General features: G+C 42.8%; 10 protein-coding genes. 4 read left to right on the forward strand and 6 right to left on the reverse strand.

Features of this window, described 5'->3' with window-relative positions; all coding sequences use genetic code 11:
- Positions 1 to 106 precede the first annotated feature (106 nt).
- From VJY63_RS06525 to VJY63_RS06545, 5 genes are read right to left on the reverse strand one after another with little or no spacing between them, the layout of a single operon-like run.
- Entirely contained in the window at positions 107 to 1,687 is a 1,581-nt protein-coding gene (locus tag VJY63_RS06525) for an NERD domain-containing protein (RefSeq protein ID WP_324049196.1), read from the reverse strand.
- The gene (locus VJY63_RS06530; protein ID WP_324049198.1) at positions 1,688 to 3,283 is read right to left on the reverse strand and encodes a hypothetical protein; all 1,596 of its coding nucleotides are present in this window, start codon (positions 3,281 to 3,283) and stop codon (positions 1,688 to 1,690) included. It lies immediately after the preceding gene.
- Positions 3,283 to 4,458 (reverse strand): AAA family ATPase, encoded by a 1,176-nt coding sequence (locus tag VJY63_RS06535; protein ID WP_324049199.1) that lies wholly within the window; start codon positions 4,456 to 4,458, stop codon positions 3,283 to 3,285. The genes VJY63_RS06530 and VJY63_RS06535 overlap by 1 nt, the downstream gene beginning before the upstream one ends.
- A complete protein-coding gene (locus VJY63_RS06540; RefSeq protein WP_324049201.1) occupies positions 4,455 to 6,284 on the reverse strand; it encodes a DUF1998 domain-containing protein in 1,830 nt (609 codons plus the stop codon). Before VJY63_RS06540 ends, VJY63_RS06535 begins: the two co-directional genes overlap by 4 nt.
- Positions 6,281 to 9,586: a helicase-related protein gene (locus VJY63_RS06545; RefSeq protein ID WP_324049203.1), complete on the reverse strand. Its 3,306-nt coding sequence runs from the start codon at positions 9,584 to 9,586 to the stop codon at positions 6,281 to 6,283. Before VJY63_RS06545 ends, VJY63_RS06540 begins: the two co-directional genes overlap by 4 nt.
- A gap of 202 nt (positions 9,587 to 9,788) precedes the next feature.
- Between VJY63_RS06545 and rlmD the strand changes: the two genes are divergently transcribed.
- From rlmD to trpC, 4 genes are all read left to right on the forward strand, one after another.
- Positions 9,789 to 11,225: a 23S rRNA (uracil(1939)-C(5))-methyltransferase RlmD gene (gene rlmD / locus VJY63_RS06550; RefSeq protein WP_324049205.1), complete on the forward strand. Its 1,437-nt coding sequence runs from the start codon at positions 9,789 to 9,791 to the stop codon at positions 11,223 to 11,225.
- Between the two features lie 65 nt (positions 11,226 to 11,290).
- On the forward strand, positions 11,291 to 11,893 hold the full coding sequence (locus tag VJY63_RS06555) for an aminodeoxychorismate/anthranilate synthase component II (protein ID WP_324049207.1): 603 nt from the start codon (positions 11,291 to 11,293) through the stop codon (positions 11,891 to 11,893).
- Complete coding sequence (trpD, locus tag VJY63_RS06560) at positions 11,871 to 12,890, forward strand: anthranilate phosphoribosyltransferase (protein ID WP_324049209.1); 1,020 nt, start codon at positions 11,871 to 11,873, stop codon at positions 12,888 to 12,890. The genes VJY63_RS06555 and trpD overlap by 23 nt, the downstream gene beginning before the upstream one ends.
- A gap of 29 nt (positions 12,891 to 12,919) precedes the next feature.
- Positions 12,920 to 13,723: an indole-3-glycerol phosphate synthase TrpC gene (gene trpC, locus VJY63_RS06565; protein WP_324049211.1), complete on the forward strand. Its 804-nt coding sequence runs from the start codon at positions 12,920 to 12,922 to the stop codon at positions 13,721 to 13,723.
- Positions 13,724 to 14,045: 322 nt separating this feature from the next.
- On the opposite strand, the gene crp is transcribed toward trpC, so the two are convergent.
- Positions 14,046 to 14,696 carry a cAMP-activated global transcriptional regulator CRP gene (gene crp / locus VJY63_RS06570; RefSeq protein WP_324049213.1) on the reverse strand — a complete coding sequence of 217 codons (651 nt, stop codon included), beginning with the start codon at positions 14,694 to 14,696 and terminating at the stop codon, positions 14,046 to 14,048.
- Positions 14,697 to 14,753 lie beyond the last annotated feature (57 nt).

Genomic DNA, 14,753 nt, shown 5'->3' on the forward strand with positions numbered 1-14,753 from the left:
GTTAATCCTTATTTTATTAATGTAACTTTCTACTTTATTTATACCACTGTTTTTGCCTTCTTAGATTCAACTTGTTAGCCTGAATTTAATGCTCAAATGCAACTCATTAAGTTAGGGTTGAATCTAGGATATGCAATACAGCGCGAGCACGGCTCATACCCACATAGCGTAATAATTGCTGTTGCTGTACAGGCGCACCAGATTCATCTAAACAGATAATCACTGCAGTATTTTCCAAACCTTTAAATGCACCAATAGTAGTTAAACTAACAGCATTAGGAGGAAAGTTTTGCATCGCGTAGTCATCCAATACCATCACTTTACAGGGCAAAAGTCGGCCAAACTGCTGCATAAAATATACAGGGCATCTATCAGTTAAAATCGTCAACTCTGCGGCGGGTAAGCCACCGTACTCTAAAATCTCAGCAACAGATTGCTTTAACAGAGTTAAGCGATGTGCAGCATTCGTCACCTGAACAACCTTCACAGAAGGCCCAGCACCCACAGCTTCAATAGCCATATCTGCATTGGTATATTCACGGATAGCATCAAGAATATTAGCTGTATTACGACAATTGCGCCTTAGAGGAACCTGCACTGGCGCTAAGCGTTCTAGCTGGGCAAAAACCTGTGGATCAATTGCCCCAAATAAACCGGCCTGATTATTAATATCATGAAAAAATACCCAGCGACCTCGGGTAAAACCATCAGTTAAATAGGATTCAATCTGCGAAATAAACTGTATATCCAACACGTCCTGACCTTCATCAACCAACAAGGCATCATAGCAGTGTATGTGCGACCGCCGTGCTGCTATAGGCAGGCCTTCTAGTGTGCTAATGGTTAGATTAGGTAAACGAAACGCTGCAATTAAAAAGTTTTTTAGCCACGTAGAATGGCAAACAAGCAAAACTTGTTTGCCGGCAGATGTCCAACGCCTCGCCAACTCCATTGCCATCAAAGTTTTACCTGTACCGGCACTACCTGAACACATAACTCGAGGATTAGCGTCTACAACATCAAGCAACAATAGTTGTTGCTCAGTAAATTGTGTAATACGCTCATTTACCCATTCCACTTGAGTATGCAAAGGTGTAATCGCAACCTGCTTGGGCCTTAACACATCCATTAACACTTTTATATCATCAGCGCTCAGCTGCTGAGGTGCTGATTCTTTGGCACACCAATATTGAATCAATTGTTTTAGCCAGCGCTCTAAAGCGCGATGCTGGCCATCTTGACAGAGCAAGGCTTTATCCCATTCAACTGACTCAGCACTTAAACGACAGTCAGGAAAAACCACTCCATAACCAAAAGTTATTTTTTTAAATAAAGTGTTGGTTAATTGCTGACTTAACCGCCCGCGCAAACTGTACATGGCACTTTCAGCCTGACGAAAAGGGCCTTCATAGGAAATAGTCTCGTATCCTTCTCGATTCATATAACCCCAGCGCTGACCATCAAAGCTCACCCGACCACCTTTGATTTCTAAAGCAAACACACCCTGCGAACAACAAATTAAAAAATCCATCTCAGCACTACGCTTATAAGTATGCTGAGGCAACTTAAAAGAATGCAATGCAATAAATGTTGTATGGTACGGATGAAATGCTTCTCTTAGTGCATCAAAAATGCGCTTTTCTGCTTTACTAGATGTCGGATAAGGATTATCTGGCACCATCAGCATTTAAGGCTTAGTCCCTAACAGTTTGCGTAACTCAGCATCCAGTTTAGGATCAAGAATAGGCAGCTGGGCTAAAGCGGCATCAAACACCACCCTATCAACCTCAGTACGTACGGCTTTCACTTCACCATCCAACACAAGGTCGACACCACTTGCGCCAACACTCAGTTGGTAATCACCTCGGCCTAAAGAAATACGCGTTGTCACACACGCCCACTTCTGTTTTTTTGCTAAATAAACAGCAGCATCCTGTCGACTTTTTGACCAATTTTCTGTCGAGAAATACTCAGAGAGTAGAAAAGGCGCATCAATTTTAGGCAACACCATATCTGTACCTGCAAAACGATGTGCAAGCATTGCCATCAAGCTTGGCACAAAAGTATTGCAACGTTGCTGTTGCTTAAAAAGACGATCTAAGTTCATCCACCCTTCACGCAAACCCGCTAACAAAGCAACATCAGCAACTCGTTCAGGCTGAATAGGGAGCGGGTACAACCATAAGTCCTCTAAACGCTCACGAAAGACAAAGCTTAAAAGTACTTGCTGCAAAGGTTTGTCATGCTCTTTGAGTAAGTTTTCTAAGGTATCTTGTGGTGTACGAGCATTTTCGCTGATAAGTTGCATTAATTCTTTAGCATTAGACAATGCACTTTGATGACCAGGAAAAACGATTTCACTAATTTCAGTAAAGTGCGCCAAGATGATATCCAAGGCACTGCCATAATCAGATGACCCTATATTTTCGTATAAGCGTTGCACTAATAAGGCAAAAGTATCTTTTGAAGTATTGTCTGTCTCAATACTATAAGCCCAATCAGTCATAATATTTAATAACTTAAACTGGCTCTCTTCAGCTTTTTGGGTATTGCTACGCCCTGAAATCGCTTGATACGCAACTTTAGCAAAACCATTGCTTTGACTGAAAATAGCCAAAGCAGCCACTGCGCCACCAATAGCATTCACGGCAGGTAAATCAATCTGCAACGGCTGCAGGCTTATTGTTTCAGGTATAGCCAATGGCCAAGGCAAGGTTTTCTTTTTATTAAATTCCGGCTTTTTTGTACTGGCTTTTAACGGAGTTAACTCAGCATTACCATAATCATTAAATGAATGGGTAAATGCTTTTGCATGTTCAGCTTCAGCAAACACAATATTATGTTTAATCAAACTAATCGGCAAAGGCGCGGGTAAAAGCAACAGTTCCTCTGTACCATCCAACGCCTCTGGAAACTTAATCTGCTGCCACTGCTCGCTTGCATAGCGCCATGCGCTACAAGAAACACCGCTTAAATCAAGTTCAACATAGCAAGCATTCAACTGTTTGGGCTGTTCTGCAACAACGTATGCTAGCGCTTCAACTGACACAGCTTTAGGGAATAATGGAATCCAGTTAGGCATCAATTGCAAGGTATCTTGGTAGTATTTCTGCCCAAAACCGCTAGGTGGCATGATTAAACCGCTGCCAAGCATATATGCCATATTCATTTGGTTAGTAACAAAACGCCAGGTATGCTGGATCTTTTTCGCCCCAACACTCTGCTTCTTGTCTACTTCGACAACGGCAACAGCATTAGAAAACAACTCACTGGACTGACTCATTACTTAATCTCCAAAATATCGGCGTCTGTCGGAATAATCGGGTAGGCAGGGTAATCTTGACTGCTGGCACTCAGTAGTAATAAACGATCAATAGCTCTTGAACTCATGACATAAAACAACTTTTTTAACTGATCTAAGTCATTACTTGGTGCATGGTATTTATCAATATCAGCAATAAACACCACATCAAACTCCAGCCCTTTACAGGCTTGTGCATTGATTACCATAACTCCACCGCGATTAAAGGGAATGTTTTCTGTAGCGCCATGTTGATAGGTAGAAATCAAGAGTGAAGTCTGTTCCAGCAATTGAGCTTGCTGCCTGAGCTGCTCAACAAATATTTCTCGTGACCTATTATTAGGTGTTAATACAGCCACTAATTTAGTTGGATAAGCATTTGCCATTAAAACGATACGTTTACATATCGTTTTAAAATGCTGTTCTTGGTAATTAAACAAGAGTGGTTTTAACACATTATGCTTGGGTGCTGGTGGCAATTCAGGGGGCGGACTGGCTGGGTCGCCCGTATAAAAAGCTCGTGCTAAACGCGCGGTTGCATAGTGGTTACGATGGTTATTTTTTAGCTCGACCACCTCACCCACTTCAATACCTAACGCATTTTCTATGTCTTGACGCGAGCTGTTTTCGCCAGTAACAAGCTGCTGATTTTGATCCGCTACAACAAAGAAATTTTCGTAACCAAGCTCGGCTAACATTTGATAGAACTGTCTGGGCATATCCTGCCCTTCATCAACAACCAAATAAGGCAAGGCATCAGCATTTTCTAGCGGCCCATGTGCTTGAGCGTTTGACACAATCGTGTCCCAATCAAAATCAGCATATTTTTGCTGTTCTTTTTTAGGTAAACGCGGCACATTTTTGACTTGTAACGCATTCTTATATAACTGAACAAACCAACCCTGCCATTGTTCAGCGACCAGCTTTTGCTCTGCCAGTAAAAAACATGAATGCTTTAACAAGTGATTGAACACTAAAAAAACATACTCTTTTTTCTGATCGACAAGCTGCTTAACCCGCAATAAAGCAACCACTGATTTACCAGTGCCCGGCCCACCGATAATCAAATATTGACCATCTAAAGGTAAACTGCGAGCCATTTCTTGATCCTTGGTTAATTGATGCACACCGGGTAGTTTGATTACACGCTGCGTCATGCTGAACTCCTAGTAAAACTAGTTATTGGGAAGATACCATCCTCCACACTTCCTTTAATGAACACTCGGTCTAGCAATAAATTACCAAAGCTGCAGCTGGTTTCTGGAATCAATAGGCAACCATGGCAAGCCGCTTTATTGAGCAAACCTGGGCCTTGACCGTCATGCTCAGAACATACAGGGTCTAACGAGCACCATTGTGCTTGCTCTAAAGCAGTTAACATAATGGGTAATAAGCGTTTTGGCTCAGCCAACTCAGCTAAACCACCTAATGACCCAACAACATCCGGCACGGCTACATAAATCAAAATTCCGGCCATCGCGTCATAATGTGAACAGTAGATACGCTCTTTTAACGACGCTGCTGGATAACCTGCATAGCTTTCAAACTGTCGTATTAAGCCATGTGACAAGGCATGCAGCAGCATAAAGCGTGGACTAAGATTAACTTCAGCTTCAAAGTTAACGGGTGCCTTCGTTAAACGCCCTTCTAATTGCTGTACACGGCGGATCAATTCAGGCTGTGCTTCCCATTGTGCCAAAATAGCTTGATCTAGTGTAATAAATATACCTTCTCCGTATAACTCCAAAGCAGGTAACCATGACGACTCCCCCACTAAATCAGGCGGCAGAATTGTTTGCTTCTCAGCATCCATTTCTAATCGGCCAAACCCAGTCATCACCATAATTTCTTTAAGCCGCTCAACACCAATCACCGCATCAACTAAAGCGACCACTTGGCTAGTGAAACTGTTCGTTGCTAATTGCTGACTTAACGCTGTCCATGCCGAACCGTATTGGCGCGTCACAAAGTCTTCATCTTCAGATAAATCGGGGATCAGTTCCAGCAATGCTTGGTATTCACTTTTTAGTAAATGACCCTTACTAATATTCTGGCCGTATAATGGATAGCCATTATTTATCGCTGCTAATGCCTCGACAACAGACTCAATACTACAACCCATATCTGCAGCGACCGTTTTAATAGCTGATTTTTGCGCTAGCAGTGATTTTGAACGTGTTAAAGCCGCTCTTTTATCAGCGCTTGAATACAATCGGTCAACAACTGAGCCGCGCTGAATACGTGACTCAGGTGGAATAACTAAAGCATTTTTGCGCTCAGTAAAATGCACGCGTGGATCACTTACAGCTAAGATAGTCCACATAGGTGATTCATTTAATACTTCAGCGCAAGGTTGCTCTTGACGCCAAGGCTGTTGTCTTCCTTTCCAAAAAACCTCATGACCATTTAGAGAAAGCTTATTGGTTGCACCGCAATGTTCACAGTACAACTGATATTTTTTGCCATCAGGCTTAGCTTGTAAGTAAACATTAGTCCAATCAGGTTTGCAGTTAATACTGGAATCTTTATGTGTCAAGCTATGATATGGCACATCACTTAAAAAGCCTTTGGCGTGTACTAATACCCAAGGCATCTGCTCAAGTTTACCGTGACACCCTGCACGAGCGCATTTAAATGGAAAACGCTCGCCAGTTGAACGCCAAGGTTTACAAGAGATGAAATGACAGCGCGTACACTTCATCCAAGAAGGAAAAATCTGTGCTGGAATATAAACCCCATCAACCCAGCCGTCTTGCTCTTTGGCAATAGGCGGTGAACGTAACGCTTTATCAATGCCTAACGCCGACTTCACCTGCTCGACATAATAAATAAGCTGACCACCGGGCGTACCATCTTTGCTAATCCAGTACGAGGTATCTTTCACTGCCATCAAGTAATGCGGCCCACGCACCACCGCACCAACACTGGAGAACCCTAATAAATGTGATAAACGTACAGGGGTGAAATCTTGATTTTTTTTCATAAGCCTTTTAATAATCCTGTACTTTCAACATTACGCATCGACTGTAATGTTGGCCATAATCCAATCACATTATCACCATGAACATACAACAAACGGTCTGCACCTTGCTCCTTGCTACGCACTTGATAGTGCAAGGCACGTTTACGGTCCCTACAACGCTCTGCCTTTTCCTGCCATTGCGCTAACAAATCATTGATATGCTGTCGAATTGCATCTTTACGGCTGGGATCAGCGGCGGCACAACGTTGGATAAAAAGATTAACCACTCGTTGTGTTGAGGGGTCATCTGTATTCAAGCGGCCAGCGGCATCGTTGGCTAGTAACGCTGGCACGGCGTAACGTAACGCCAAGACTAAAGCTGCATGCAAGGCTCTACGCCGAGCCTGATAGGTATAAGGCGTTACACTGGAGGGTTCCACATAACGGTAAAAAGACTCGTGATACGGGCGAAAGTTTTCATAGTGCGACAAGCTGCGGGTTTGGTCGCGGTAATAATTAACACAGACCACACCCGGCACATCGCTACGACCAACACGGCTGCTGGCTTGAATATATTCTGCTGTGGTTAACGGTTGACCATTAATAATCATCACTGCTAAACGCGAGGTATCCAGTCCAACAGAAACCATATTGGTAGCCAACGCGGTATCAATACAGCCTATTTCACCACGGTGCTTTTCTAATGCAGAAAACGTTTGCGCATTTTCTTCTGGGCTGGACTGACTGGTGAGCAAGGCAGGCGACTGTGCAAATCGCTCTGAAATACGTTGTTCATGCAACCATGCCTGTTTACGGTTTTGTAGCACGGCACCTTGTGTGCCTTTACCCAGATCAGGATTTACAAAATCCTCAGATATTGCAAGCTGAAACGCTTCTTCAAGCAACCGTTCATAATAGTTACGTACATCCAAACTTAGCGCATTTTGTGTATTACCCACACCACGCAAACTGCCGTGATAAATCAGTTGTGTCCACCACGCTTCACGCAAAGCTTCGCTGTTATTACGCGCCGTATCAAAAACCAATTCAGGTGCAGCCAATACACTCGCCACTAAGGGCCCCAAACTACGCTGACGGTTAAGGCGAGCAGCAAAATAACCAACATACAGTCGCCCTGGGCGCTCAGTGATTGGTACTGTTTTGGCAAAAAAAGAATCGTCCGCACTTAAACCTGGGGGTGGAAAAACAGCAACGTCTTTTGCATACAGTGCTTGCACCTGCTCTTTAGCCATACGAATAGTGGCTGTTGAAGCGATATATTTTGGGTAAATGCCTTGTGCCTGTAATACCGTTTCAATACCAGCTTCATACACGCCTGAGACCGAACCTAAAGCACTAGCAATCAGATGCAACTCATCTTGAATAATCAATTCTGGTGGCCGTTGACCATTCACACCAAAGAAACGCCGAGCGCGTTCTTCCCATAATAACTGTGCAAATTTATCCACTGTTGCTAACAGCAGAGTCGGCGGTGCAGCGTATAACGCATCATCCACAACATTGCAGGGCAAAATCTGCTGACCATCAGCAAATTCACAGTTCTTGCCTGTACATATAAACTCAAAGCTATGGTGTGTTGCACGGTAATTATGAGCGGCTGCAAACGGCGTGTTACACCAGGGGCAACACTGTAAAACAAAAGCAGGTAACGATGCTTTGTTATTACCTGTATGTTTCTCTAAAATTTTACAGGCAGCGTTGTAGTTATTTGGACTGGTGGCCGAGCCAACCCATAGACCGATAGTAATTGACTCATTTCCTAATGCATCAACTTGCTGCTGACGCAATAACTCAAGCGCACAAATCATGCGGCAGGCACGTAGATATTGCTGGGTGGTTAATAATCGCAAGGTGTAACGCATAAAAGCGGTAGTGCCACCACCCGACTGCGGAAAACGCATACGCCGCCAAATAATCACGAAAGCAATTAACCCTAAATAAGCTTCCGTTTTACCACCGCCTGTTGGGAACCAAATTAAATCAACGGTATCACGCTCATGATCGTTTTCATCAATAGATGATTTTAACACTGTTAAAAAGAAGGCTAATTGAAATGGTCGCCAACAATACTCATCTAACAGCCGTAACTTACCACTGCACTGCACTGCTTGCTGCATTTGCTCCAACATAACTTGGTTAGCATAAGCAAAGGCTTGACGTGCAAGAGGATCATGACGCAATAACTCAATACCTTCTAACATCCGTTGTTTGGCTTTACGCATACGTTCTAAGATGCGGTCAGCAGCAGGCTGTTGTTCAGTGGTTAATTGTATCAATGCCTGCTTACCCATCCAGTTGCCGTAGCCATCGACAAAATACTCTAACGCTTTTAGTACCATTTCCGGCTGTAGCTCACTCTGCTTTAGAAACGCCATACTCAAAACTGGACTAGCAGTATTAAGCACATCTGCTGTCATTTGTGGCACTTCTACTTGCGGCAGAAAATCAGTCAATATTTTTTGTACATTGCCTTGTGCATTTAGCTGCCAATCAACTGCAGCACCATGTCCTACAGCATAAATTTTTTTGTGCTGGTACTGCAGCTCTAACTCTTGCATCTCATCATCAAGTAAGCTGTATTCAACATTGGGGTAATTACCCACCTCCCCACTTTCTATTAAACAATACAATTCAGTTTCAAACAGTGTGCGTTCTATTTCTTGCTGACGAAATTCTTTAGCTTCAATCTGCGAATCAACATGTTGAGTATTAAGTAAAGAAACAGTGATTAAACTACCATTTTTGTGTGAACGACTACGCACATCAATTGCTGCGCGGTAGTTATCGCCACCCGCTGTTTCAGGCATCACATCAAAGCGCCCAGGCTGTGTAATGGTCACGGCTTCTTCGTCACGACCTAACGCTATGCGTTGATAGGATAAGTTTTTAAAGTGCCCACTAGGCTCATCCCGATTATTTGTTTTTTTATAGCTTGCTGCAGAAAACCCTATCGCTAAGCACCAGTTAGCAGTTGGTATAAAAAAAGAAAAGCCAACCGATGAAGGCGGAACATAACGACTAAGCTGTGCTGATTGAGCGGTCTTATTATCAGCGTCATCCACACCACTATTTGCAACAGATTCAACACCAGATTCGTCATCAGAGAACTCAGTCTCAGCAGCATCCAAGCCTTCACCGGCAATCACCGGATAAAGTACCGCAACGGGATAACGCTCTAGTGGTGATATGCCTTCTAACGTAAGGCATTCTTCTTGGAGTGCTTGCCGCTCAGGTGGGCCTTGTAGCTGCTTTTTTATCCAGTTAAGCCATTCCTTTCGATAAGCAGAAAAATCCAGTTCCATATAACAAGCCTTAGATTAGGTGATTAAAAATAGTGCTTTAAACGGATGCTTTTAAACAGCAATATTGACAGCTACCAATTATTGCTATTGTAGCCTGCTATATTCCATAAGAATTTTTACAAGCTGGAATAGCTGTTTTTTTTAGCTGAATAGTTTTTGCTGGGTAGCGTAGAATAGGCTTCTTTTTATTATCGGAACACCTATGAGCCTCTTTGCTAAACCCCGTAAAAAACCTGCTGTTGCGCCCATCACCCCCATTTTAAGCGCTAGACCTTCACTTCTTCAAACAACCAAAATACAAAATTTAGAAGACAAAAACTTAGAAGGCATGGTAATTCTGCGCCTTAGCCCTGAAGGTCGTGGTGTGGGTCGTACTGCAGAAGGTAAAACGGTATTTGTTGAAGGCGCTTTGCCGGGTGAACGTGTTACTTACAAGGTGCGTTTTACACGCAGCCGTTATGATGAAGCCGTCTTAGATAAAGTACTGCAACCCTCACCACAACGCCAAGAACCTAAATGCGAACACTATGCGGTCTGCGGTGGTTGTAACTTGCAGCACTTAGAAGCTCAAGCGCAGGTGACTTTTAAGCAAGCATTAGTGGCTGAGGTAATGCAGCAGCCAGAAAATACTTTACAGGCCGTCATTCAATCACAGCCGTTTGCTTATCGCCGTAAAGCGCGTTTAGGGGTTAAGTGGCGTAAAGATGGCCGTTTATTATTAGGCTTTCGTGAAAAATCGTCTTCTTTTATTACCAACATTATTAACTGCCCTATTCTTACCGTTAAATTACAACCTTTATTACCCGCTTTACATGAGTTTTTGCCCCGCTTAGAAGGTAAAAAACATTTAGGTCATATCGAACTCATCGAAGGCGAAAGTCAAATAGGTGTATTAGTACGTTTGTTGCGACCTTTAGCGCGTTTAACCAATAACGACCAACGCTTTTGGAAAACTTGGGCTAAAGAGCAAGCAGTGGTATTGCTGCTGCAAGATGAGCACGGTTTTCACTCTTTAGACACGGAAACTGAAGCTGATCTTGATAACCAGAATACGCCAAGTTTATTTAGCTACACACTTAAAGACCAAACCTTGTTTTTTGCCGGCAATGATTTTGTGCAGATCAATGCTTTGGTTAATCAGCAAATGGTGCAGCAGGCGTTAAATTGGTTAGATTTAAAAGGCAATGAAAAAGTCTTAGATCTTTTTTGTGGTTTTGGTAATTTTACTTTACCGCTGGCTAAGCAAGCAGGCGAAGTTTTAGGCGTTGAAGGTTCGGCTTATCAAGTTGAACGTGCTGCTGCTAATGCCCTACACAACAATATAAATAACGCCCACTTTGTTACCGCTGATCTTAACTTACCGTTAAAGCAACAGGCTTGGTTAACCAAAGAAAATACCGCTTGGGATGTGGTTTTATTAGATCCACCCAGAGCCGGTGCTGAAGCTATTTGTCAGCAGCTAGCCAGTTTAGGAGCACATAAAGTGCTGTACGTTTCTTGTAATCCAGCAACCTTAGCGCGTGATACTGCCATTTTATTGCAGCAGGGTTTTAAGCTACAGCAACTAGGTGTTATGGATATGTTTCCACAAACAGCCCATGTAGAAAGCATGGCTTTGTTTATCAGACCTTCATGTTAAAAACTATCGGCTTAGTGTTAGAATGCTGGGTTTAAATGGCACGTATTTTATAGGATAAACTCACCATGCTGTTGATGATTGATAACTTTGATAGCTTCACTTTTAACATTGTGCAATACCTAGCCGAGCTGGGTGCTGAGGTGCGAGTGGAGCGTAATAACACACTAACGCTGGCACAAATTGAAGCGATGAGTCCGACTCATTTGGTGATTTCTCCTGGCCCTTGTACGCCCAATGAAGCTGGTATTTCAGTAGCAGCCATTCAACACTTTGCAGGCAAAATTCCTATTTTAGGGGTTTGCTTAGGGCATCAAGCCATTGCACAGGCTTTTGGTGGCAAAGTGATTAGAGCACCGCAAGTGATGCACGGTAAAACCTCTTTAGTTGCACATCAAAATAGTGGTTTGTTTTGTGGTTTAGACAATCCTTTACTGGTGACACGCTACCATTCTTTAGTGGTGGAAGAAGCCAGCCTTCCTGATTGTTTAGAAATCACTGCACGCGTCATAACCGATGACCCAACCCCCAATTTAATTATGGGCATTAAACATAGAACATTAGCTGTTGAAGGTGTGCAATTTCATCCTGAATCCATTATGTCGCACCAAGGTCATCAACTATTAAAAAACTTCTTGGAGAAAAAAAATGGACATGAAACAAGCGATTGATGCCATTTCACGCTACAGAGATTTAAGCCGTGAAGAGATGCATAATGTCATGCATTTAATTATGACTGGACAAGCCACTCCCACCCAAATGGCAGGTTTTTTAGTAGGTTTACGCATGAAAGGCGAAACCGTTGAAGAGATTACTGCAGCGGCTGAAGTGATGCGTAAGCTTGCCACCCCCGTGTTTATTGATTGTGAACACTTGGTCGACCTTGTGGGTACCGGTGGCGATAGCGCTAATATCTTTAACATTTCTACTTGTGCTTCAATTGTGGTTGCTGCTGCGGGTGGTCAAGTAGCTAAGCACGGTAATCGCTCGGTTTCTTCTTCAAGTGGCAGTGCTGATTTATTAGACGCGGCGGGTGTTAATATCAACCTTACCTCTGAACAAGTGGCACGTTGTGTTAATACATTGGGTGTTGGCTTTATGTTTGCGCCACAATTTCACAGTGCTATGCGCCACGCAATTCAAGTACGTAGCGAAATGGGTATCCGCACTATTTTCAATATACTTGGCCCGTTAACCAATCCGGCAGGTGCTAAGCATCAGTTGTTAGGAGTTTATACACCTAAGTTGGTTAAACCCTTAGCCCAAGTTTTAGGCAATCTAAATTTAACCCATGCTTTAGTTGTATGCAGTGATGATGGTTTAGACGAAATTTCGATTGCTGCCGCTACGCAAGTAGCAGAATACCGTCATGGGCGTGTTATTGAGTATGTCATTAAGCCTGAAGATTTTGGTTTACAGCGTCGTCCACTCGATGCTTTACGTGTTAATTCAGCGCAAGAATCATTAGTGCTAGTCAAGCAAGTGTTAAACAATGAATCCGGTGCAGCGCTAGATATGGTGCTACTAAACGCGGGTGCTGCTTTGTTTGCTGCCGATGTAGCCGCTTCGATTGGTGAAGGTGTTGCACTGGCACAAGATGCTATTGCCTCTGGTCAAGCCGCTGAAAAACTTAAAGTGCTGGCTAACTTTACCCAAAGCTTTAATTAAAATAAATTTATAAGAACAGGTTTAACTGAATGTCGAATGATACACCGACCATTTTAAAAAATATCGTTGCGCGAAAACACCAAGAAGTCGCTGAACGTAGCCAAATTATTTCTTTAGAGGCGCTGTATAAACAAGCAGAAAAAGCACGAACGCCACGCAATTTCACCCAAGCTTTATTAGATAAAGTTGCTTCAGGCAAACCTGCTGTTATTGCTGAAATTAAAAAAGCTTCACCCAGCAAAGGTGTTTTACGAGAAAACTTTATCCCAGCAGAAATAGCGCTGCGTTATGAGCAATGTGGTGCAACTTGCTTGTCGGTATTAACCGATAAAGATTTTTTTCAAGGCGACGAAAACTACTTAATAGAAGCACGTGCTGCTTGTAGCCTGCCAGTGATTCGTAAAGATTTTATTGTTGACCCCTATCAAATCATTGAAGCGCGCGCTATTAACGCCGATTGCATTTTATTGATTGCAGCTTGTTTAACCGATCAACAAATGAGTGAATTTAGCTTGTTAGCGCACGAGCTTGGCATGGATGTACTGGTAGAAGTGCATAACCGTGTTGAATTAGACCGAGCGCTGCAAGTGCCTAATCGTTTAATTGGCATTAATAACCGCGACCTACACAGCTTTGAAGTCAAGCTAGAAAACACGTGGGATTTATTGCCTTTTGTACCAGAAGACCGCTTAGTGATTACTGAAAGCGGTATTTTAAGCGGCAATGATGTTAGCGCAATGCAAAAGCATCAAGTAAACGCTTTTTTAGTGGGCGAAGCTTTTATGCGGGCACAAGATCCGGGGAAAGCGTTGCAAACATTATTTTTGACTTAGCTCAAGATTAATAGCATTAAGTTTGTCAGCCTTGGGGTTTGTAAACTAAAGGTATGGTTATGCCTTGTTTTAAAGTGCCGCAAAACCCTAAGGAGCAACACCCATGCCAAGCCATTCTGTTAACCTTGATCGCCGTAGTTTATTAAAAAACATGACAGGAATGGCTTTAATTGCTGCTGTACCTTCTTTATCTAAGCCTTATAGCACGCAACTAAATCATACCCCATTAAATAGCACCTCATTGAACCGTACAAACAAATCCACATTAAGCAGCTGTAGTGTTAATTGCGGCAGCGTGTGCCCATTACAGCCAACACCAGCATTAAAAAACGGGTCTTAGTGATAAATCACGAATTACCACATTCATCCCTTCAGATTCAATTAAGCCTTTTTCTTCTAAATCTTTTAAAACACGACCCGCCATTTCTCGTGAACAACCGACAAGCTGAGCAATTTCTTGGCGAGCAATGCGTACTTGCATTCCTTCAGGGTGAGTCATAGCATCGGGTTGTTTTGCTAATTCTAACAAAGTGCGTGCAATCCTACCGGTAACATCTAAAAAAGCTAAATCACCAACTTTTTCAGTAGTTGCACGCAGTCGCATGGCCAATTGATTACCCAATAAAAACCATAAACATTGATGCTCTTTTGCCAACACAGTGAAACGCTCGTAACTCATTTCTGCTAGCTCACAATCATTTTTTGCTCTTACCCAAGCACTACGATGACTAATCGCATCAAATAAACCCAGCTCACCAAAAAACTGACCTTTATTTAGGTAAGAGATAATCATTTCTCGACCCTGCTCATCTTCAATATAAACGGCCACACTCCCTTTAACGATGTAATAAATAGCGCTGGCATTTTCTCCTGCATGAATAACTAACGATTTTTTAGTGTGATGGTGTTTAGACGCTTGATCTAAAAATACTTCTAATGCTGCCTGCTTAACATCAGCATAAGGCGAATTCATGTCGTAAATTCCTATTTATGTTAGATTTATCAAAGCTTTAGGTATTAATAATGCGAT

The sequence above is a fragment of the Marinospirillum sp. genome (assembly GCF_035271045.1).
Taxonomy (GTDB): Bacteria; Pseudomonadota; Gammaproteobacteria; order Pseudomonadales; family Halomonadaceae; genus Marinospirillum.